The sequence below is a fragment of the Shewanella canadensis genome, from assembly GCF_003966225.1.
Taxonomy (GTDB): domain Bacteria; phylum Pseudomonadota; class Gammaproteobacteria; order Enterobacterales; family Shewanellaceae; genus Shewanella; species Shewanella canadensis.
Genome location: NZ_RXNU01000005.1, coordinates 26,673 through 48,211 on the forward strand (window position 1 = coordinate 26,673; position 21,539 = coordinate 48,211).

Sequence of the window (21,539 nt, forward strand, 5' to 3'; positions counted from 1 at the left end):
GCACTCGCTAATCTAATACCCCCAATGTGTGGGCCAGATTGACGAGTTGAGCACGATTCTTCGCATGAAACAGCTCCTTAAGGCGGGTGAGGTGGTAATTCACACCGCTTTCAGAAAGCATCAGTTGATTACTGATCTCATCACAGGCATATCCTTCAGCTGTTAGCGCCAATACCTGAAGGCTCTTTGCCGACAAGCAGTTAAAGTTGGTAACCGGGTTTATCTGAGTGATAAATTGCTCGTTGAGTGAACTTGAAAAAAGTTGCAGCTGGGCATTTATCTCCTCCAGATTATCGTTAAGTATTTTGACCAGTGCTTGACGTTCCATGTTGGAAAAGAAAACAAACACGGCAGTCCAATCACTATGATATTTAACCGGGAAGTACCAAACCCCACGGCTGTGGATCTCATTTTGCTCCATTAACTTCTTAAATTGCGCTCCTTTTCCTCCGCTGTAATCGGGGTCACGCCAGATATTCAGCCCCATGACATTTTTTTCCTGATAACCGGCGTCAAAACGGGCAAACGATTGAAGGTAATCGTGTCTGAACCGTCTTATCTTCTCACTCGAAAAGACACTATATTGAGCTTTTTGCATCTCATTAGGCACGCGACGGCTCAACTTTTTAAAGTCAATTCCCTGAGGCATTCTGTTTTTTGTCGTGATACCGTAAAAAAACTCAGTGATACCGTATTGCGCCATATAGTCACTGATTAGCTGCATCTGCTGTGCGGGTACCTGACAAGGTTTTGTATCGATTGTATTCATAAAAATCGTTATTTTTCTTAGTTGTCCGTCTTAGTTATCCGGTTAAGTCCAATAGTGTTCATTTGTCCGTATGGAGATAACAATAATCTCTGTGTTGTATTTTTATTATATGAAATTTAAGAGCCTGATACATCAGAGTATACAGGCTCTTGTGGTAGATATTACACTCAACTATTTAAATGAGCTGGTCGAATGTGAGTCTTGACTTAATCAGCCGAATTTTTATGGCAGGTCATACAGGAGTATGGGTCAGGGAACACCCGGCTCATGTCCCAGTCAGAGTTAACAGAACTCCATACTTTTTCATAGGCCTTATAGTTACCGTCTTTATCTCTGGGTAGGGCATTGAGTTCATTGGGATCATTATAGATGAAATCGTTACTCTTAATATCATCACCCTGATAGAGTTTTTGCGTCGAAGCTTCACCATGGTGGACCGGTTTTGACTCGCCCCCGTGACACCAGAAACAGCGAGCGGTTTCACCGTGGCCTTTAGGCGCGCCGTTATTGCCATGACAGGTCGCGCAATAGTAAGGCTGTGTTTCATCGAAACCGTCACTACTGTTTATCGGCCAGCTGTATCCGCCATGGCCATTAGGATCTTTACTCTCGTTATGACACTCGGTGCAATCGGCAATTCCCCAACCAAAATGGCTTGTTTCCAGTATTGGCCCCTGACTATCTTCCGGTAGAGGGAATACCTGAAGCGTCATCACATCGCTGCCATCCTCCTGTGGACTAAAGTCACGTTCGGTAACCTCTTTTCCTGAATACTCAGTCATTCCAAATAATTCATAGTGAGACTTAATCGCGGCCATGGCAAAGCCAAGCGGTTGGTTCATGACCCCGACATCAGGCATGATATGCAGTGCATTGCCACCGAAGTTGGAGTTCCAATCTAAGCGGCAGTGCTCCGGGTTAACTGCTATGTCTTGTCCGCCACCGGCAGGTGATGAGAAATCACATGTAGAGTGAGCATTAAAGTCTCCCTGAACCGCCATATCACCATATGCGGTTGTCCAGCCTCTGCCTACTTCCGATGCGACTTTTAGTGCTCTGAACAGAGCAAAATGACCGACTTCGGCCCCGGTAGACAGAGAGGGCCAATAGTTAAACGCTATGTCTGTTCCCGCGTCCGCTGCCGATAGGAAGATATCCATCTTGGTTATCACACCATTTTGAAAAATATCCGGTCTCATATTGTGAGGCGTCACTTCGAGGTTTATCAGATCCGTCGGTGCCTGCGTCATTGAGGGCACTAAACGAAGTAGTGGGAGTATCACCTTGCCACCATTTTCTGAAAGTCTTGCCATCTCTCTGTCTTGAACCCAATGTCGGCGTTCGGTCATCTCAGGCGAAAACGGCTGGAAACGTATATTCATTCCCGGTTGGATCCAAAACTGATCCATGCGGCCATAGGTCACTTCACCCTGAGGCCCCAAGCCATCGAGTGTGCCATTGAGCGTAGTCAGATCACCGCCATCGAAGGTGAACCGGAAATGCCAGTCCCTGCCCATATAGTTATCATAATTGACCAGATTATCCTTAAGGTCATTATCTTGTTCGTCGAATACTCCATCTCTATTGCTATCCCAGGATAGAGTGAACTCATAGGTATCCCGGCCGCTGTTTTGTGGTGAGATGACAGATTCGAGCTTCAGGTCATTACGGGTAATGGCCAGATAACGAAGTGCATCAAACACCGAGTAATGGCCATCAACAAAAATATCGCCTCGAGCACTACCGGCTCCCAACCCATCGGGATTTGTGCTCAGCACTTGATGCATCTTAGCGGCATCGATAACGATTGGCGTAGCTTTAGGGTTAAAGACTCCATCTTTATGCGCATCTCTCTCATCAATATGACCATCATTAGTGAGATCTCGTGCGTCTTCACTCTGTAGCCAATCTTTAAGAGGGTCGGGGAAACGGCCCAGATAAACATTGAAGGTGCCTTCGAATTTTGCTTCAGGTTTAATGTCCAGAGTGAGGTATTTGGGCTTTTCAGGCTCAGGAATAACGGGTGTCTCAGTGGTGTCATCACTGCCGCAACCCGTTAACAGGCCAAGTAATAGCGCACTGGTTAGTATTTTTTTCATTATCATCTCTCGTGGTGTTAATCGGATCCGGATTTTTAATTGAGTTATAAATTGGCCGAGTTAAGCGTAGCGAAACTTGATAATTGAAACCCTATTCAGATTTGCAGGGTTTTGAACTTGGTGGGGATGCTGTGATATTTATTTCAAAAGGAACATAAAGTGTGATGAACCGCAAAGAAAGCGGTCGCAGTTCCTCACACTGAGTTAAATCAATCCAACACGCCTAATGAGTGAGCAAAACTCACCAGTTGGGCCCGGTTTTTTGCATTAAACAGCTCTTTGAGACGGTTTTGATGATAGTGCACGCCGCTTTCTGTCATCACCAAGGTTTCACCGATCTCCTCGCAGGAGTAGCCTTGTGCGGTGAGTTTCAGCACCTGTAAAGCCTTGGCTGAGAGGCAGTTAAAGTTAGTGATGGGGTTGAGCTGAGCAATACACTGTTCATTGAACAGGCTGGAGTAGAGTTGTAGTTGGTAGTTAATTTGCTCACGGTTAGCGTTGAGATTCTGACTGAGTGTTTTTCTGTCCAGTGGAGAAAATAAAACAAAAACAGCAAACCAGTCAGGGTTGTATTTGATGGGCAACAGCCATAGAGCACGACTGACGATACCATACTCATCCATCAGGCGTTTAAACTGCTCGCCTTTACCACCGCTATAGTCGGGGTCACGCCAAATATTCAGCCCGGGAAGGTTTTTATCGAAGTAGGCTTCATCACCAGCGGCAAAATGTTGCAGATAGCGCTGGCGGTACATCCGTATATTGTCACTGGAACTGATGCCATATCTTGCCTTAAGCATCTCATTTGGCATGCGTCGGCGTAGTTTTTTAAATTCATTGGTCGCAGGCATTAATGACTTGGTTGTAATACCATAAAAGAATTCACTCACCCCTTGTTCGGCTAAAAATTCACTGGCAAGGCGAACATGTTCGCGGTCGATGTCACAAGGTTTATTGTAAATATTGGTCATAGATAATACTGGCTAATCAATGTTATTTAATGCTGTGCTGAGTCTTGGTTAATCTCTGAGTTAATGAGACTACCCATGGTGATATTCATTGTCAAAGAGGGCTTGAGCGTTTTGCAGCCCAAGCCCGATTAGGCTAATTAACTTGGGTTATCTCGCCCTAATCTTGGTTAGGATGGCAAGTCATACAGGAGTAAGGATCGGGGAATACCCGGCTCATATCCCAGTCAGAGTTTACCGAGCTCATCAGGTCCGTATACTCCTCATAGTTACCCATGCTATCTCTTGGTAGCGCATTTACGTCTTTAGGGATGTTGGTATTGTAGATATGGGTGTTACTCTTAATTTCTCCTTTGCTGTCCTGATAACGTCGCTGAGTAGAAGCATCTCCATGGTGTAAGGGGCGGTTATCTTTCGTGTCATGACACCAGAAACAGCGTGCAGTTTCGTTATGTCCCTGCGGTGCCCCATTGCTCCCATGACAGGTGGCACAGTAATAAGGCTGAGTCTCATCGAAGCCATCTTTCGAGTTAATCGGCCAACTGTGGCCTCCATGGCCCAATGGATCTTTACTCTCATTGTGGCATTCGGTGCAATCGGCGATTCCCCAGCCGAAGTGAGTGGTTTTTAGCAGGGCCCTGTTTGATTCAGAGTTCGTGTCATCGGGGAGGTCAAATACCTGAAGTGTCATGATATCCGAGCCATCTTCGGCCTGGCTGAAATCACGTTCCATGATATCTTTACCGGAATACTCCGGCATTCCCCACACCTTATAATGAGACTTAATTGCCGCATGAACATATTCGACCGGCTGGTTCATTACCCATACATCGGACATGATATGAACGGCCCAGCCACCGAAATTAGTTCTCCAATCTATGCGACAATGTTCCGGATCTACCTCTATCTCCATGTTTCCACCAGCCGGTGATGAGAAGTCACATGTTGAATTACGGGTGAAGTCTTTTACGATTGCCATTTCACCATACCCGGTTGTCCATCCACGGCCAACAACAGATGCGACACCGTTAATTCTAAATAGAGCAAAATGTTCTATCTTTGCCCCGGTAGAGAGAGTAGGCCAGTAATTGAAGGCAATATCCTGTCCGGCATCGGCTGCGGATAGGAAGACATCCATCTTAGTGATCACACCCGGCTGGAAGATATCCGGTCTCATATTGTGTGCGGTGACTTCCAGGTTTTTAATAATCGTAGGAGGCTCATTCTCTTTTTTGTAGTCGATGGACATAGTCGGTAGGATAACCTTGCCACCGGACTCCTCAAGCCTTGCCATTTCACGATCCTGAGCCCATCGTCTTCTCTCAGTCATCTCAGGAGAGAAGGGTTGGAAGCGAATGGTCATGCCAGGTTGGATCCAAAATTGATCCATTCTGGAGTAGGTGAGCTCGCCCTGAGGGCCAATACCACTGATGGTGCTGTCGATTTTCTTAAACTCTCCACCATCGAATTTAGACCTGAAATGCCAATCTTTACCCTTAAAATTGGCATAGATATCGTTATCCTGTTCATCGAAAATACCATCGCCATTGATGTCCCAGGACACCACAAATTCGAAGGTATCACGGCCGCTGTTTTCCGGGGTGACAATATTTTCGAGTTTAAGATCATCACGTGTAACGGCAAGGTAGCGCAACGCATCAAATACGCCGTAGTGACCGTGAACGAAAATATCGTTACGGGCAGTGCCCGCCCCCAAGCCATCAGGGTTGGTCATTAATAGCTGATGCATCTTAGCTGCATCTACTTTGATGCTGGCCTCTTTAGGGTTATACACGCCAGCCAAGTGTGCATCACGCTCATCTATCCAGCCATCTTTGTTAAAATCTACGTCAGGACCATCGGCTTTGGGCCTGTCTTTATCATCAAGATCGCTGTTGTCATGTATCCAGTGAGTCACAGGGTCATCGTAGCGACCTAAGTTCACATAAAACTCACCGGTAAACTTAGTATCAGGTTTGATATCTAAGGTTAGGTATTTTGATTTCTCAGGCTTCGGCTCTTCTGGAGTTACAGGAGTTTGTGGCGAGTCATCACTGCCACAGCCTGCTAACATGCTCAGTAAAAGCGCGCTATATAGCTTTCTTCTCATCATCATCTCTCTCGGTGTAAGTTGTTGAATTATTTTTTAGGTTACAAATTACATCTGAATTTGCAGACACGAGATTAGCCGATGCGATCCGCCAAAACGCTACGACTAGTCGTAGTGTTTTAGCGGGGAAAAGAGAGTTGTGATGTGGATATGATTTTAACCGGAAGTTGAATAATTGTTTTTGCTTTGAATTAAGGCGAATCGAATTAATCAAGGACGCCTAATGAGTGGGCAAAACTCACCAGCTGAGCCCGGTTTTTGGCATTAAACAGCTCTTTTAGGCGGTTTTGGTGATAGTTAACTCCACTTTCGGAGATTGTCAGTTGCTCTCCGATCTCATCGCTTGAATGGCCTTGAGCCGTAAGTTGCAGTACCTGCATCGTCTTAGCAGACAGGCAGTTAAAATTGGTGATGGGATTGAGCTGGGCAATACACTGCTCATTAAAAAAACTGGAATAGAGCTGCAGTTGGTGATCTATCTGTTCCTTATGGGCCTGTAAGATTTCTTTGAGTGCCTCTTGTTCGAGATCGGAGAAGAAAACATAGACCGCTTCCCAGTTTGAATTATGTTTTATCGGAAATCGCCAGGCTCCCCAGCTTTTGAAACCATACTCATCCCTTAGTCGTTGTAACTGTTGACCCTTTGCCGTTGTTATATCGGCGTTTTTTAACAGGTTTAACCCTAATTTTTGCTTTTCGAAGTAACCATCATCGGAGGCTGCAAAATGCGAAAGATAGTGATGGCGGTACTCCATGATTGTCTTGCTGGAGCAGAGCATATATCTCGCCTTCAGCATTTCGTTGGGAACTCGTTGTCGCAACTTTTTGAATCTTTCCTTTGTAGTTGGCTTCGTCTTGATCGTAATGCCATAGAAGAACTCTGTAATGCCATAATCGGCCAGGTACTCACGAACGAAGCTAATATACTTAGGGTCAATGTCGCAGGGTTTAGATGTACAGTTTCTCATAGAAATGGTTCTTTTCGGTGTTGCATTTTGGGCGGCATCGAGTGCCTTTAGCTCTTATCAACAGTACTTAACAATAGTACTTATCAAGGCAGAATATAGGGATAATACACTAGCGTCAAAGTAGAACAGGGGCGCTAGTGTGCCCCTGAGTCTAATCCCAATTATTTTAAGGTTTTTGGTGACAAGTCATGCAGGAGTACGGATCAGGGAAGGGCTTACTCATGTCCCAATCGGAATTTACAGAGCTCCAAATATTGTCATACTCCCTGAAGTTACCCATCTTATCTCTTGGTAATGCGGCGATCTCATTAGGGTAATTATAAATATGAGAGTTACTCTTTACCTCATCCCCTTGATAGAAACGTTGAGTCGATGCATCGCCATGATGTGCAGGACGATTTTCTTCTGAGTCGTGGCACCAGAAGCAGCGAGCGGTTTCACCATGAGCCTTTGGTGCACCGTTATTCCCATGACAAGTGGCACAATAGTAAGGTTGGACTTCATCGAAGCCATCACTGCTGTTGACTGGCCAGCTGTAACCGCCATGACCCAGCGGCTGCTTAGTTTCATTGTGACACTCTGTGCAATCGGCTATACCCCAACCAAAATGAGTTGGTTGCAAAACGGGTCCCTGCGCGTCTTCAGGTAGTTCATAGACCTGAAGCGTCATGACGTCAGAACCATCTTCTTCGAGGCTGAAGTCGCGTTCGACTCGATCTTTTCCGGAGTACTCAGGCATTCCCCATGTTTCATAGTGATCTTTAAACCCTGCCATAACGAATTCCGGAGGCTGATTCATCACCCACCTATCTGACATAAGGTGAACAACGTTACCACCAAACCTGGATTGCCAATCCCGGCGGCAATGTTCGGGATCCACAACTATTCCTTGGGATGAAAAATCGCAAACCGAATGGCGGGAAAAGTCACTCTGTGTGGCATGCTCACCATACATAGTGCTCCAACCGCGTCCTACTTCAGAGGAAATACCTTGTGCTCGGAATAGGGCAAAGCTACCGACTTCTGCACCGGTTGAGAGTGATGGCCAATAGTTGAACTTAATATCTAACCCAGCATCTGCAGCAGAGAGAAATATATCCATCCCCGTAATTACTCCAGGCTGGAATATATCGGGTCTCATGTTATGTGCTGTGACTTCCAGATCTTTAATCACAGTGGGTGTCATCGGTGGGGGAGTGTTAACTGAGAAAGTCGGAACGATGACCTTGCCACTATTTTGTGTCAGGCGTGACATTTCCCTATCTTGTACCCAGTGGCGTCTCTGAGTCATTTCCGGAGAGAATGACTGGAAACGTATCTTCATACCGGGTTTTAGCCAGAATTGATCCATACGTTCATAGCTAGCTTCGCCCTGAGGTCCAACACCATTAAGGGTTCCGTTTGCTTTAGCCATTTCGCCGTTTTCAAAGGTAAATCTGAAGTGCCAGTCAGGGCTTTCATAGTTGCTGGAATTCACTCCACAACCATAGATATCACCAGACTCTTTGCTGATATTATCGGTGTCACTGAACTCACCGTCGCCGTTACAATCCCACGACAGGGTAAACTCATAGGTGTCGCGGCCACTGTCGTTATAACCAATAATATTATCAAGTTTAATATCATTGCGGGTGAGGGCCAGATAACGCAGTGCATCAAACACAGAATAGTGACCCGATACAAAAATATCACTTCTGGCACTTCCAACACCTAAACCATCCGGGTTGGTCATCAACAGCTGATGCATCTCAGCTGCATCGACGATAATTGCGGCCTCTGGTTCGTTGACTATCCCTGCTAGCAGTGCGTCTCGCTCATCAACTGCATAGTATTGACCTGTCTCCATCTTGTCGTGGGTGTGATTGCCTTGATGATATGCCTCATCGCTCTGAAGCCAGGCTTTGACCGGATCGGGATATCGGCCCAGATTTACCTTGAATGTACCTACGAATTTGGCTTCGGGCTTAACGTCAACGGTCAGGTACTTAGGTTTATCCGGTTGCGGACTCACAAGCTCATCAGGCTGGTCTTGAGTATCGTCGCTGCCACAACCACTGAGTAGGCCGAGCACCAAGGTACTTAGCAATAATTTTTTCATCATCATCTCTCATTTGAATTATTGTTAGCCCAAGATTGGGCAAAATGAGAGTAGCGAATGTCAGCAATGTAAACCTTAATGGATCTGTTAGGATTTTTTTGCAGAGATCTCAGGTGTGATCTTCATTGCTATTTCAGCTTTATTTATCTCTTAGCTAGCACTTATTGCGGGCCGTGAAACAGATATTGTACTGATGTTTAGGACTAATGGTTTAGCATTAGTGAGTAAAAATAATGAAAAATTTCAGAGCCGGTGGGAAGAGGGCGTAGGTGTTAACAGGAAAGACATACCGAGTGTTTAGGTGAAACACTCGGCATAGTGCTGTCTGTTTTTACTACTGGTGTGCTTTACTGTTCTGCGTATATCGCCTCGGCGAGTAGTCTGGCGGCCTGTGGAATGTTCGGGCCGGCTTGTTTCGTCACGGCCGAGTCGATAAACCTAACAGCATCCTTATTTACTGCGTTGACCCTATCGGCATCTTCGCGGGATTTAACCTCTGCTATGGTGGTGGTGCCGCTTCCGGCATCTGGACCTTCGAACACAGGGCCGGTAGCATCTGGCCACATAGGCAGCAAGATCACATCCGGGTTTTGCGTAACCACTTCGGGCCAGGTGACCATAGGGGCTATGCCATCGCGCTCGGAAAAGATTGGTTTTGCGCCCACCAGCTCAATCAGTTCAGTCATATAGGAGTGTTTACCTGGCACACATTTATAGAGGTAATTAATCTCGTAGTAGACCTTAGGAGATGGGTGATCGCTGTACTGAGCCGCAATCTCCTTCAACTCATATTGTATAGATTCAACCAGATCATCGGCTTGCTGCTGATGTTCTATGGTTTTACCCAGTAGCAGTATCTTAGCGTATACCTCCTCTAAGCTTGACTCCTCCATATGAATAACCGGTATACCGAGTGCTTCCAGCTTTGCCTTTAACCTGAGTTGTAAGCCGGTGGCGGTGAGTACGAGATCCGGCTCGAGTCGGGTGATCTTGTCGATTGAGATATCCGTGAAGCCACCGACCACATCGATTCGTTTCTGCTGGACTCTCAGGGGCACCTCTGCTGGAAATCGTGCATAACGTGTCACACCGACTAAGTCATCTATGGCGCCTATCTCCGCCACAGTATGACTCCAGTTAGGGGCAAGGGAGACGATTCTGAGCTGTTCTCCCTCCTGACTGAAAACAGAATGGGGCCCGAGTGCCAATAAGAGGCAAAATAGTATCTTTATCGCGCGCATGTTAAATCTCAATTACCCAGTATATGTGCATCATGGAGAGATTCTCGGTAAAGACAAGTGAGTTAAAACCGGTTTGTGTACAAGCACACAAATATGATGTGCAGTATAAAAGTCTGTTAAAAACCCCAGTGTTTTTTGTCATTACACTGATGACAATACAGCTCTATTTAGCTATCTCGAGGTTGTATTGTCAGTATTATTGAGTGTGCGCGGCCTGACTCACCGTTACGGTGATTCTATTGCGGTCAATAACATTAACTTGGAAATTGAAGCGGGTCAGTGTTTTGGCTTGCTCGGACCCAATGGCGCCGGTAAATCGACCACTCTGGAGATCCTTGAGGGTGTACTTAAGCCAACTCGCGGTGAAGTATTGTACCGGGGCTTGCCAATCGATAAAAACTTTAAGCAAGAGATCGGCATTCAATTTCAATCGACAACCTTGCCCGACCACCTGACCGTATACGATTGCCTTAAGCTCTTCTCAAGCTTCTACCAGAGCCATACACCTCTACCTCATCTGATAAAACAGTGTCAGCTATCAGATATTGCTGACCAATTTCATTACACACTTTCAGGCGGACAAAGGCAGCGACTACTGCTGGCGCTGAGTCTGATTAACGACCCGGCGTTACTCTTCTTAGATGAGCCTACAACCGGACTCGACCCTCAGGCGCGTCTGCATTTCTGGCAGCTGATCAGGGAGGTTAAACAGCAGGGCAAGACCATAATACTGACGACCCATTATATGGAAGAAGCGGAGCAGCTCTGCGATCAAATTGCGATCATGGACAGAGGGGAGTTTATCGCAGAAGGCTCGCCAGACAGCTTACTCAAAGATAACTTCATGCCACAGATAGTCGAACTCAATGGTGAGTACGCCGAACATGACTTTGACGGCTTACCCGTAAAAATAAGCCAGTGCGCAGGGCAAACACGCGTCGAATGCCACAGCTTCAATGATCTGCTCCCCATGCTAAAGGCGTCGCCGGGCTCATCGAGTGGCATGGCCGTACGTAAACCGCACTTAGAAGATCTGTTTTTAAAGTTAACCGGTAGTGAGCTTCGACTATGAATGCACTGTTTGCACTGATCACCGCGCGTAACCTGGAGTTCCTTCGTGACAAGTCGGCACTGGGCTGGTCGCTACTCTTTCCTATCATCATAGTGATCGCCCTTGTGTTGGTGTTTGATGACGATAACCCCAGCCTCTATCAGCTTGGCGTCTATGGTGAGGTCCAGCAGATAAAAAAAATATCGGCGTTAAAACATATCGAAATTATCCATTACAGCGATCTTGAACAAGCAAAACATAAGGTATCCAGACACTTAGTCGATGGATTAATTAGTAATGATACCTATTGGGTCAACCCGGAAAGCGCCCAAGGTTACATCCTGGAGCAAGTCATTCTCGGCAAATTGCCTCAGTTACACCAAAAGGCAATTACAGGCAAAGCCGTCCGTCATGTGGAGTGGATCTTACCCGGTATTATCGGCATGAACATGATGTTTTCTGCCCTTTATGGTGTGGGGTATGTCGTGGTCAGATACCGAAGAACCGGCGTACTAAAGCGTCTGCAGGTGACACCACTGGCAGCTTGGCAGTTTCTGGCATCACAACTTATCTCCAGACTGGGCGCCACGGTCGTCTCCGCCATCTTAGTATTTGCGGTTATCGCGCTCCTGTTCGATATCCGCTCTCAAGGCAATGTGGCTCTTTTAGTGCTTAACACTCTGCTGGGCAGTGCAGCCATGATCAGTATCGGCTTGCTGGTGGCCAGTCGCACCCGCTCGGACGAGTTGTGTAACGGTCTGCTTAACATCCTCTCCTGGCCGATGATGTTTCTGTCGGGGATCTGGTTTTCCCTGGAAGGCAGTAAACCTTGGGTCAGATTCTTGGCTGATTGCCTGCCCCTGACACATATGAACGACGCTAACCGGGCTGTGATCATCGACGGCGCAGGCCTGTTAGATATCGGCGATCACTTGCTGTTCCTCGTTGCGATTATCCTGATCTGTTTGGGAGTGGCGAGCCGCAGTTTTCGCTGGGATTAATTCTTGTGGTTCAGGGCATAGCACCGCGCTCTGACTACTGAATATAGAGGGGAGAAGAGTTTTTACCCTTTGGTTTATAGGGCTTTATACCTTGAACACACTGTTTAAGGTGTTAAATATGGCGCCAGGATTGTATAAACATCGATGATGTGAAAAATTTTAACGGCATAGTTAACACTAAAGCAATGTGTGTCATAAACCACAGAGAAATTAGCTCTGTCATCCTCTAGCCTTGCTACTGAAATATTATTTTTCAGGTAGTTAGATTTTAATAATTAAAAAACATTACGGCAGATGACGATGAAAATATTTAATGTGATGAGTGTTGTGCTCGTTCTTTTATCAGGGGTATCTACGGGGGTCTCCGCCGATCCCCTCGATACATTAATGAAAAAGTTTGAAGAGGGTAAGTATTCAAAGAAGGGCGCTGATACTTGCATCATGTGCCATAAGCGCTCAGATAAGGTGATGGCTATCTTCGATAGTGTGCACGGGCAAGCGAACAGTAAAAGCCCTATGGCAGGTCTTCAGTGCGAAGCCTGTCACGGCCCTCAAGGGAAGCATAAGGGTAAAAATGAACCTATGGTGACCTTCGGTGAAGAGTCGCCTCTAACGGCTGAGATGCAAAACTCGGTCTGCACCTCGTGTCATAACGATACTACCCGCGTGGCTTGGCACACGTCCTTGCATGCCGAACAAGATGTGAGCTGTGTAAGCTGTCATCAACTCCATGTCAGTAAAGATCCAGTGCTGGTTAAAGACCAACAGGTAGAAGTCTGTAGCGGGTGTCATATCAGTGCTAAAGCCGATATGAATAAGCGTTCCAGTCACCCACTTAAGTGGGGCGATATGACCTGTAGCGATTGTCATAACCCACATGGCTCTATGAGCGACTCAGCATTGAATGAAATTGATGTTAACCAGACCTGTTTCGAATGCCATGCTGAAAAACGCGGCCCATTCCTTTGGGAACATGCGCCTGTGATGGAAAATTGCGCCAACTGTCATGATGCACACGGCAGCGTAAATGAAGCACTGCTGAAATCAAGAGTACCAATGCTTTGCAAACAGTGTCATGCCAACGACGGACACGCAGGCACAGCGCCTGGTGATAACTCGAGTATTCAAACCGGCGGTCAAGGTTGTCTCAACTGTCATGGTCAGATCCACGGCTCGAATCATCCATCTGGTAAAGCATTTCAGTTTTAAGGGAGCGTAAAATGAAATTTAAATTAAGTCTTATCACATTAGCGCTGGCAACCTGTAGCAGTGGTGCTTTCGCATTCGATTTTGGCGTCACATCGGCCAATACTCAGACAAATACCAACACAAAATGGGCCTGTAAAAAGTGTACCAGTAAAAATACGGTTCTCGGGCAGGCTGGTATCGAACTTGGCTCCATGAGCAGCGATGACGATCATGCAGCCAATAACCTCAAATATACCGATGGGTTCGCAGCGGGCGTTAATGCCGACGTTGTCTATAACAACAAAGGTTATCGCACCGAAGTGGTAGCGGACCAGTTAGGCAGCGAACAGGGTTATGGGGCAATTAAAACCGGCAGGCTTGGTGTATGGAATGTAGAGGCCAGCTTCGATGAGAAGCGCCGTTATAACGCTGACAACGCCGAGAGTATCTGGGTTGCCGATGGCAACACTCTTATCGCACAGGATGAGATGGTGACGCAGCAACTGGTCAAGGAGCGTAAAAAATCTGCCATCGAGGCGAAGCTCAAATTAGATAATGTAGCCAGCTATATTCGTTTCTCAAACGAAGATAAAACGGGCAAACAAACCTCAAGCATGACCAACGGCAGCATCAAGGCTATCAATATTGCCGCGCCTATCGACATGCAAACCCAGAACATGGCTGCGGGCATAAGCCTTAGTGGTCAGAACTGGTTAACAGAGCTCAGTTATAAAGGCAGCTGGTTCGAAAATGATATCGATTCATTGCAGCTCAATGGCATGGGTTACCCGGTAAGCTCACAAGCGCCGGACAATCAGTCACAGTTTGTTACTCTTACAGGGCGTTACTCACTGAGCAGGACACATTTCAGTGGTCGTGTAACTCAGGGCAGCATGACGCAAGATGCCGATTATGTAACGCTTACCGGGGTCACATCAGGACCGGGTAACGCCGATACACAAGTCGATACCTTAGATGCTAACTTCAAAGTTACCAGTACTGTGATGTCGGGTTTGAGACTCAGGGCGTCAATCGATTACTCCGACAGAGATAATAAGACCGATGTCAGGATGTATGAGCAATACACCTTTGATGAGCTCAGTGGTGACTTTCAGGCTAATACCCCGCTGGATACCACTCGCACAGCGTATAAAGCTAGCGCGAGTTACAGTCTGGCAAAGGGGCAACGTATCGAGGCCGGATATGATCGCATCGAAACAGAGCGCACAAATCAGGATCGTGAAGAGACCGATGACAATATTTTCTGGGCACAGTGGCGGGTCACTGGCTTAGATATGTGGGACATTCGCCTAAAGGGGCTTTACTCTGACCGTGGTGGCTCTGAGTTTGTCTATGACGAGATGAGCGAAAGTGGTGAAAATACCCTGATGCGTAAGTATTATCTTGCCGATAAGAAGAGCAGCAGAGCCGAGCTATTTGTTACCCATGCGCCACTCGATACGCTAAGTCTTAGTTTCAGAGGCTATTACGGTCTGGACGATTATACCAATACCGAAATTGGCTTAGTCGAGTCTAAAGACTATGGATACGACCTGGGGTTAAGCTGGCAGGCATTGCAGGAGTTAAGCGTTAATATCGATGGTGGCTACCAATGGATCGATAGCGATCAAGCCAGCGCGCAGACGACTAACGTAGATATGTGGCAAGCCGATACCGAAGATCAGTTTGGCTTTGCCGGCATCGGTTTCAACTACACAGGCTTGAGTGATAAAGGAATAAACTTAAGTGCCGATTATAGCTATGCGATCTCTATCAGCGACAGCTATTCAAACGGTTACAATGTGTTAGGTGACTATGAGTCCACCAGCCACTACGTCACGGTTCAAGCCACCTACGCGATGACTGAGCAGACGATTGTGGGACTTAAATATCAGTTCGAGCGATACCGTGACTCGGATGATACTCAACTGCCCACTTACTACTACCCGGGAACAGGCCCGACTGGCCTAAACACTTTAGGCGTATTGAATCATGATTATGATGCCCATTTGATACTGGCAACTTTACAGTATCGTTTTTGATACACACATGATCATAAACGCTACCTTTTCTGGCAACTGAGAGGGTAGCAATAAAAAATCGCAAGTTTATAGCTTTACTTGCTCCCCCCATTTTACCGGGAATAGAGGCATCTATTCCCGGTTTTTTATCTAACCCTTACTTCATATTGATTAAAGCAGTAATAGCTTCCAGTCTGTGCATTCTCATTGTTCGCAACTAATATTATCTATACAACTAATAATTCAAGCTAGCTTAAAATTTGCTTCTTTGGAGAGACTATATGAATACCTTACAAGTTTTCGCCGCCCCCTTAGGCCGCTTTTTGATAGCAATTATTTTTTTTCTGTCTGGGGTAACTAAGATTACTCAATATGCAGGGACTCAAGGCTACATGGAAGCAATGGGCGTTCCTGGAGCCTTGTTACCTTTGGTGATCATTACGGAAATAATTGGCGGAGTAGCAATTATCATTGGTTGGAAAACTCGCTACGCAGCTATAGCACTGGCCGGTTTTAGTGTTTTGGCCGCCGTGTTCTTTCATTCTGATTTCAGTAATCAGGCTGAAATGATTAGTTTCATGAAAAACCTGGCAATTGCTGGTGGTTTTTTGATGTTATTCGCCAATGGTCCTGGTTCCTATGCAATGGATAACCGCATAAACAAGAAAGATGAATGATAAGACGTTTTATCTGTCATTGCATCTTCAGGTCCAAATATACCTAGGCCGACATCTGCAAGCGCAGATGTGGTTTTGTATTAGGTAAGATCAATTGTTGTTGAATGGTGATTGCTTGCTGCCAACTGAAGAGGTCTTGTTTTGATACCTCATGCACCAGATAACCGGGCTTTATGAGCTCGATTAATCGAGAAAGGTCTGCATGCTTAAATCCGTTGTGAGGATCAATCCCTGAAATGTGTTGCAGGGCGATGTCGAATTGTCCCCATCACCATCTTGATAACTCAATTGCGCTTTTTTACTACGAGACTTGCCACCTGTTGAGCTTTTTTGGACAGAGTCAATTTTCAGAATACTGTTGAAGTGCAGTGTCATTATCATCGAACTTTCCAGGCCCTTGCATAGTGAAAACTCACCTGACAGTCTCTACAATATATTAACGCCTGACGTGTCGAACTTGGGGGGCTAACTTGATGATTAACCATTAGGATGCCCACAAATTTGTCATGCTTGTGGTAATGAACGATTGTTTGAGCATGGTTTATCATTTGAGTTTAATTACTTTACTTCCTGAGTGTGTATAGCTCTGAAGTGGATAGTTAACGCTATGCTTCTAAATGAATTATTTTAAGAAAAGGGCCTTATGAAAGGCCCTGTAGCGATAATAATACGATTAGTTGTCTTTCACTATATCCTGATGACAAGTGCCACAAGCAAATGGATCTGGGAACTTTTTGCTAAAGTCATAATCGTTGTTAGATGATACCCAACGATCTCCATAGCCTTTTTCATCTCCTTCCAAAATCTCATTATGGTTGTCAGAAAAACCATAGTAATTGTTGTCGATACCGGCTTTTCGACGGGTGGTAATGGTATTAATCCAGTTATCTTCATGCTTCAGTAATTTGCGTGCACTGGCTTCACCATGATTCTTCGGCAATTTATCTTCTGAATGACACCAGAAACAGCGAGCCTCTCGGCCATGGCCGGCAGGTGCTCCATTATTACCATGACAAGTTGAGCAGTAGTAAGGCTGCGTTTCGTTAAAGCCATCCGCAGCATTCACCGGCCAAGAATATCCGCCATGACCTTTGGGGTCTTTTTCATCGTTGTGACACTGTGTACAATCGGCAACTTTCCAACCAAAATGAGTCTCATCAAGTAGCGGTGCTTTACCATTTTCACCTTCCTTTGTGGCAGGTTTAAATGAACGTAAAGTAACAATATCAGTATTGATATACTCATCTTTGACGCCTTTGTCTGCTAGAGCATTCTGACGCCAATTGTAGTCCCACTCAATAATGTCGTACTTTGATATGCTGTCAATTTTGGCTCCAGCACTATGATAGCCGGCATTATTCAAGTCTGTTTTACTTAACTCTACGAAGTCTGCACCATAGGGCATAGTCCACAGGTCATTGTTAATATTTCCGAACCAACCACCAATGCCAAAAGCACTCCAAAAATCTTGAACGCAATCAGTCATAGCAACGGGAGTATTAATCACATCGGAACGACCGGTTTCTGCATCAAAGTTACAAATGTTGGGCATTCTGTCTGAGAAGAAAAGATCACCATCCACTTCCGATATGACGGCATGCTTGGTTACAAAAGATCTTAGCCCTATTGTTTTACCAAGAACGGGGGCTCTGGATAAACTAAAAGAGTTGACTATCGCGCCGGATTCAAGCTTTGGCCACCAGTTTAATCGGAAATCAAGTCCCATATCGGCAAGTGTTAAGAAGACATCCATTCTAGTGATAACGCCATCCTGGAATACATCACTTCGTAAATTGTGTGCTTTAACTTCAATATTTGTTGCCAATGAATTTTCAGGATCATCTTTCCAATAAACATTATCGACAATCACTTTACCGTTGTTGGCTGCCAGTTTTTCAATTTCTTGTTGCCAGATATAGTGCAGACGAGAGATAAATGGAGTGGATGTGTCCAAGAAGCGGATCCTCTGCTCCTCTTTTATCAAGAAGTTATCCATTCTGGTGTAGCTGATCTCGCCACTGTGATCCCTGTAAAGTCCGGCTTCCCCCATACTTTGTGTGAAACGATAATGCCAATTACGTGATTGCTCTCCTTCATCGGTAAAGTCACCATTACCGTTTCTGTCGTAACCTAGTGTGAATTCATGGGTGTCGTAGGCGGATTTATTTGGGGTAATGACCTCGCCGATAAATTTCATATCATCGCGAGTGGCGACCATATAGCGAAGGAGATCAAATGCTGAGAGGCTTCCCTCCTTGAAGATGTCGGGTCTGGCTGTTCCGGCACCTAATCCGTCGGGATTAGTCGCCAATACTTTATGTATTTTGGCTGTATCTATGGATAAAATATCAGACTGTTTATTTAACACCCCTGCAAGGTTGGCATCCAGAGCGTTGACAAAACCATCACCATTGACATCTGTATTGCAAGGTTGCGTTACTGATTCGGGTAAATTCATACAAAACTGACTCGAATCTTTGGTGATGCCACGTATCCATTTCCATACTTTTTCATTCATATAGTCAAAAGCGACATTTATATTGCCGCTGAGGGTGGACTGACCCATCTCCATATATCCAGTTTCTACATAATCCCAAGCTGGGTTAATAGTTTGTGGTGGCTCGACGGGAGGCGGTGTGCTTGAATTATCATCACTACCACATGCAGAAAGCCCCAGAGCGAAAGACACTGCCAAAGCAAGCTTCTTATTCATCTTAACTCCAATATTTATATAAATTATTTTAATAGTGTTTTTGCAAATGAATTTTATCAATTTCAATGCTATTCGAATGATGCCGTTCGCACGTAGTAATAGAGTTGAGGGTAAATGAGATGTAAGTCAAAAGTCTTGACTGCTAACACCTTATAGATGTGACTACGCTAGCAAAATTTGTTTTGTTTATATGTTTGCTAGTGTGTGAGTGGATAGCCTCTCCAATAAAGTCATTATTGTGATGAATAATAAGTGAAGTGGATGTTTTAGGGCGGAATATACGGGAAGCGTGCCGGAAACCTAAATATAGTCTGATACAGAATATTCAATCTTAATTGATATTGAGGAGGAACTTTTGGGAGTTTTTGTGATACACATCAATGATGCATGTTAAGCTTTGTATTTAGCTTTGTATTTAGCTTTGTATTTAGCTTTGTATTTAGCTTTGTATTTAGCTTTGTATTTAGCTTTGTATTTAGCTTTGTATTTAGCTTTGTATTTAGCTTTGAATTCAGCTTTGTATTGAGCTTTATTTGAGGGTTGTCATATTTTTTGCGTGAATAGAACGGGACTGTATACATGTGGAGAGTTGAAGGATATAAGGCACAGCCAGTTGCTGTGCCTTCGTCAATTTGATATGAAATCAGGTTGACTTTATTTTGATGTAATCGCTATTTAGCTTGATGGCATGTGGCACATGAATGTGGATCAGGGAAAGTGACAGCCCGCCAATAGAAATTGTTTTTTCCTTCTACAATCCCATCATATTGATCAAAGTTGGTATTAGTTTGGTTGTATAACCCTCGGCGTGAGATTCTATTTGGAATACTCTCGTTTAAACCAATGTTCATTTTTGAGCTAGCTTCCCCATGATTACTTGGCATTTTGTCTTGGCTGTGGCACCAGTAGCAACTTGCTTTATTAGAGTGCATCTCAGGCGCACCGTTACTGCCATGACAGGTTGAACAATAATAAGGCTGGACAACATCAAAACCTGCCGCCTTATTTACAGGCCACGAGGCACCGCCATGGCCTTTAGGATCTTTAGTTTCATTGTGGCACAGTGCACAATCAGCGATTTGCCAACCAAAGTGGTTACTATCAACAATTGGTGCGTTACCTGATGGGTTGTTTTCATCGGCAGCTTTCAGTGTTTCTAACAAATAAACTTCGGTATTATCCTTACCTTGACTGAAATCCCATTCGCTTGGAATATCTGAGTTAAGCTCACTTTTCCCTGTCATCATGGCAGACATATCAACATAATTAAGGGTAACCTCACCTTGAGGGTATCTGGCAATTCTTGCACTTACTGCAATGTTACCTTTGTAGCCACCCTGTTCGTTGAAATTGGCAAAGTCTCGTCGGCAAGTATCAAGGTCAAGTTGCCCTTCGCCATCGGGTTTACCATCCAAACCAAATTGGCTGCAGTCAGGACCATTAAGTCCTGATCCATTGTATCCAGGCCATTGAAAGTCATCAAACTCGCTCCAACTGTATCGACTGTCATAGCCTTCAAATGAGCCGTAGTCCCCTAACGGGTTTGCTGACAGTTGGAAGTTATTGACTATGGCTCCTGATGATAATATTGGCCACCAGCTTAATTTAAAGTCATAGCCTTGCTCAGCTGCCGATAAAAAAACATCCATAAAGGTGATCACACCTTCTTGGAATATATCATTTCTTAAGTTATGCGCTTTAACCTCAAGGTTTTCAACGATGGTATGCGGGACCCTATCTTTATCAACAATAGTGATTTTAGGCACTATGTACTTGCCATCATTTGCAGCCAAAAATTGTTGTTCTTTTAGCCAGGAGAGTTGTCTTCTGCCGGTCATTGCAGAGTTAAAAGGTTGTAAACGTACTTGCGCGCCAGTTTGCACCCAGAATTGGTCACTTCTCAAATAGAACCTTTCGCCTAACCTTGATGGAATATCTAGAGCATGCCCACCGTGCTGAGTCATCGCATAGAACCAGTCCGGGCTATTATAATATTCACCGTCATCCTCATTAAAAATACCATCCTGATTTTTATCAAATGACACTGTGTACTCATAGGTGTCGTACTTTGAGTCTTCAGGTTTAATGACACTCTCAAATCTTAAGTCATCTCTGGTTGCAACAACATATCGCATAATATCGAATGCTGAGTAATTCCCTTCGGTGAAGATGTCTGGCCTTGCTGTACCTGCGCCTAAGCCGTCTGGATTGCTACGTAGTACTTTATGGATATCGTCAGCTTTTGCTTTGAATACTAACCCAGCGTCATTCTTAATACCGGCCATATCGGCATCTCTAACGTTTACAACCCCATCACCATTAACGTCTGTACCTTTGTTACCTTCAAACTCGCCCCATCCGAATCGCCACCACTCAGCACGCCAATTTGGAATGCCAATTGCTACGGTGATCTCACCTTCAAGCTTGGTTTCTAATTCCATATAACCAGTGTCAATATATTGCCAAGCTGGATTGATGGTCGGTGGCGGCTCGACGGGAGGTGGTGTAGTAGTATTATCATCACTACCACATGCCGAAAGTCCCAGAGCGAAAGACACTGCCAAGGCAAGTTTCTTGTTCATCTTAACTCCAAATATTTTATAAATTATTTTAATAGTGTTTTTGCAATTAAATT

At 45.1% G+C, this 21,539-nt stretch carries 15 protein-coding genes; 5 read left to right on the forward strand and 10 right to left on the reverse strand.

Annotated features, from left to right (window positions below; genetic code table 11):
* Nucleotides 1–7 precede the first annotated feature (7 nt).
* The 7 genes from EKG38_RS10790 to EKG38_RS10820 form a co-directional block, all read right to left on the reverse strand.
* Entirely contained in the window at nucleotides 8–769 is a 762-nt protein-coding gene (locus EKG38_RS10790) for a helix-turn-helix transcriptional regulator (protein ID WP_126520275.1), read from the reverse strand.
* 206 nt (nucleotides 770–975) lie between these two features.
* Entirely contained in the window at nucleotides 976–2,868 is a 1,893-nt protein-coding gene (locus EKG38_RS10795; protein ID WP_246033134.1) for a hypothetical protein, read from the reverse strand.
* A 209-nt stretch (nucleotides 2,869–3,077) separates the two neighbouring features.
* The gene (locus EKG38_RS10800; protein WP_126520277.1) at nucleotides 3,078–3,839 is read right to left on the reverse strand and encodes a helix-turn-helix transcriptional regulator; all 762 of its coding nucleotides are present in this window, start codon (nucleotides 3,837–3,839) and stop codon (nucleotides 3,078–3,080) included.
* Between the two features lie 157 nt (nucleotides 3,840–3,996).
* Complete coding sequence (locus tag EKG38_RS10805) at nucleotides 3,997–5,949, reverse strand: hypothetical protein (RefSeq protein WP_246033135.1); 1,953 nt, start codon at nucleotides 5,947–5,949, stop codon at nucleotides 3,997–3,999.
* A 203-nt stretch (nucleotides 5,950–6,152) separates the two neighbouring features.
* A complete protein-coding gene (locus EKG38_RS10810; protein ID WP_126520279.1) occupies nucleotides 6,153–6,914 on the reverse strand; it encodes a LuxR C-terminal-related transcriptional regulator in 762 nt (253 codons plus the stop codon).
* A 166-nt stretch (nucleotides 6,915–7,080) separates the two neighbouring features.
* On the reverse strand, nucleotides 7,081–9,015 hold the full coding sequence (locus EKG38_RS10815; protein WP_246033136.1) for a hypothetical protein: 1,935 nt from the start codon (nucleotides 9,013–9,015) through the stop codon (nucleotides 7,081–7,083).
* 344 nt (nucleotides 9,016–9,359) lie between these two features.
* On the reverse strand, nucleotides 9,360–10,253 hold the full coding sequence (locus tag EKG38_RS10820; RefSeq protein ID WP_126520281.1) for an ABC transporter substrate-binding protein: 894 nt from the start codon (nucleotides 10,251–10,253) through the stop codon (nucleotides 9,360–9,362).
* Nucleotides 10,254–10,440: 187 nt separating this feature from the next.
* On the opposite strand from EKG38_RS10820, the gene EKG38_RS10825 reads away from it, so the two are divergent.
* The 5 genes from EKG38_RS10825 to EKG38_RS10845 all read left to right on the forward strand — a co-directional run bounded on the left by EKG38_RS10825 (nucleotide 10,441) and on the right by EKG38_RS10845 (nucleotide 16,191).
* Nucleotides 10,441–11,325 (forward strand): ABC transporter ATP-binding protein, encoded by an 885-nt coding sequence (locus EKG38_RS10825; RefSeq protein ID WP_126520282.1) that lies wholly within the window; start codon nucleotides 10,441–10,443, stop codon nucleotides 11,323–11,325.
* Nucleotides 11,322–12,305 (forward strand): ABC transporter permease, encoded by a 984-nt coding sequence (locus EKG38_RS10830; protein WP_126520283.1) that lies wholly within the window; start codon nucleotides 11,322–11,324, stop codon nucleotides 12,303–12,305. Before EKG38_RS10825 ends, EKG38_RS10830 begins: the two co-directional genes overlap by 4 nt.
* Before the next feature lie 294 nt (nucleotides 12,306–12,599).
* Nucleotides 12,600–13,514, forward strand: coding sequence for a DmsE family decaheme c-type cytochrome (locus tag EKG38_RS10835; RefSeq protein ID WP_126520284.1), 915 nt, complete (start codon nucleotides 12,600–12,602; stop codon nucleotides 13,512–13,514).
* Nucleotides 13,515–13,525: 11 nt separating this feature from the next.
* Complete coding sequence (locus EKG38_RS10840) at nucleotides 13,526–15,535, forward strand: MtrB/PioB family decaheme-associated outer membrane protein (RefSeq protein WP_126520285.1); 2,010 nt, start codon at nucleotides 13,526–13,528, stop codon at nucleotides 15,533–15,535.
* Between the two features lie 260 nt (nucleotides 15,536–15,795).
* The gene (locus EKG38_RS10845) at nucleotides 15,796–16,191 is read left to right on the forward strand and encodes a DoxX family protein (protein ID WP_126520286.1); all 396 of its coding nucleotides are present in this window, start codon (nucleotides 15,796–15,798) and stop codon (nucleotides 16,189–16,191) included.
* Between the two features lie 183 nt (nucleotides 16,192–16,374).
* Here the strand turns inward: EKG38_RS10845 and EKG38_RS10850 are convergent, their stop codons facing one another.
* The 3 genes from EKG38_RS10850 to EKG38_RS10860 form a co-directional block, all read right to left on the reverse strand.
* Nucleotides 16,375–16,572, reverse strand: coding sequence for a hypothetical protein (locus EKG38_RS10850; protein WP_126520287.1), 198 nt, complete (start codon nucleotides 16,570–16,572; stop codon nucleotides 16,375–16,377).
* A 292-nt stretch (nucleotides 16,573–16,864) separates the two neighbouring features.
* A complete protein-coding gene (locus tag EKG38_RS10855) occupies nucleotides 16,865–18,904 on the reverse strand; it encodes a hypothetical protein (RefSeq protein ID WP_126520288.1) in 2,040 nt (679 codons plus the stop codon).
* Between the two features lie 671 nt (nucleotides 18,905–19,575).
* On the reverse strand, nucleotides 19,576–21,486 hold the full coding sequence (locus EKG38_RS10860; protein ID WP_126520289.1) for a hypothetical protein: 1,911 nt from the start codon (nucleotides 21,484–21,486) through the stop codon (nucleotides 19,576–19,578).
* Between the last annotated feature and the right edge of the window lie 53 nt (nucleotides 21,487–21,539).

What these genes read in the sequence shown, in the direction of transcription:
- EKG38_RS10790 (WP_126520275.1), bottom strand. Translation starts at nt 769, where the DNA reads ATGAATACAATCGATACAAAACCTTGTCAGGTACCCGCACAGCAGATG.
- EKG38_RS10795 (WP_246033134.1), bottom strand. Translation starts at nt 2,868, where the DNA reads ATGAAAAAAATACTAACCAGTGCGCTATTACTTGGCCTGTTAACGGGT.
- EKG38_RS10800 (WP_126520277.1), bottom strand. Translation starts at nt 3,839, where the DNA reads ATGACCAATATTTACAATAAACCTTGTGACATCGACCGCGAACATGTT.
- EKG38_RS10805 (WP_246033135.1), bottom strand. Translation starts at nt 5,949, where the DNA reads ATGATGAGAAGAAAGCTATATAGCGCGCTTTTACTGAGCATGTTAGCA.
- EKG38_RS10810 (WP_126520279.1), bottom strand. Translation starts at nt 6,914, where the DNA reads ATGAGAAACTGTACATCTAAACCCTGCGACATTGACCCTAAGTATATT.
- EKG38_RS10815 (WP_246033136.1), bottom strand. Translation starts at nt 9,015, where the DNA reads ATGATGAAAAAATTATTGCTAAGTACCTTGGTGCTCGGCCTACTCAGT.
- EKG38_RS10820 (WP_126520281.1), bottom strand. Translation starts at nt 10,253, where the DNA reads ATGCGCGCGATAAAGATACTATTTTGCCTCTTATTGGCACTCGGGCCC.
- EKG38_RS10830 (WP_126520283.1), top strand. Translation starts at nt 11,322, where the DNA reads ATGAATGCACTGTTTGCACTGATCACCGCGCGTAACCTGGAGTTCCTT.
- EKG38_RS10835 (WP_126520284.1), top strand. Translation starts at nt 12,600, where the DNA reads ATGACGATGAAAATATTTAATGTGATGAGTGTTGTGCTCGTTCTTTTA.
- EKG38_RS10840 (WP_126520285.1), top strand. Translation starts at nt 13,526, where the DNA reads ATGAAATTTAAATTAAGTCTTATCACATTAGCGCTGGCAACCTGTAGC.
- EKG38_RS10845 (WP_126520286.1), top strand. Translation starts at nt 15,796, where the DNA reads ATGAATACCTTACAAGTTTTCGCCGCCCCCTTAGGCCGCTTTTTGATA.
- EKG38_RS10850 (WP_126520287.1), bottom strand. Translation starts at nt 16,572, where the DNA reads ATGATAATGACACTGCACTTCAACAGTATTCTGAAAATTGACTCTGTC.
- EKG38_RS10855 (WP_126520288.1), bottom strand. Translation starts at nt 18,904, where the DNA reads ATGAATAAGAAGCTTGCTTTGGCAGTGTCTTTCGCTCTGGGGCTTTCT.
- EKG38_RS10860 (WP_126520289.1), bottom strand. Translation starts at nt 21,486, where the DNA reads ATGAACAAGAAACTTGCCTTGGCAGTGTCTTTCGCTCTGGGACTTTCG.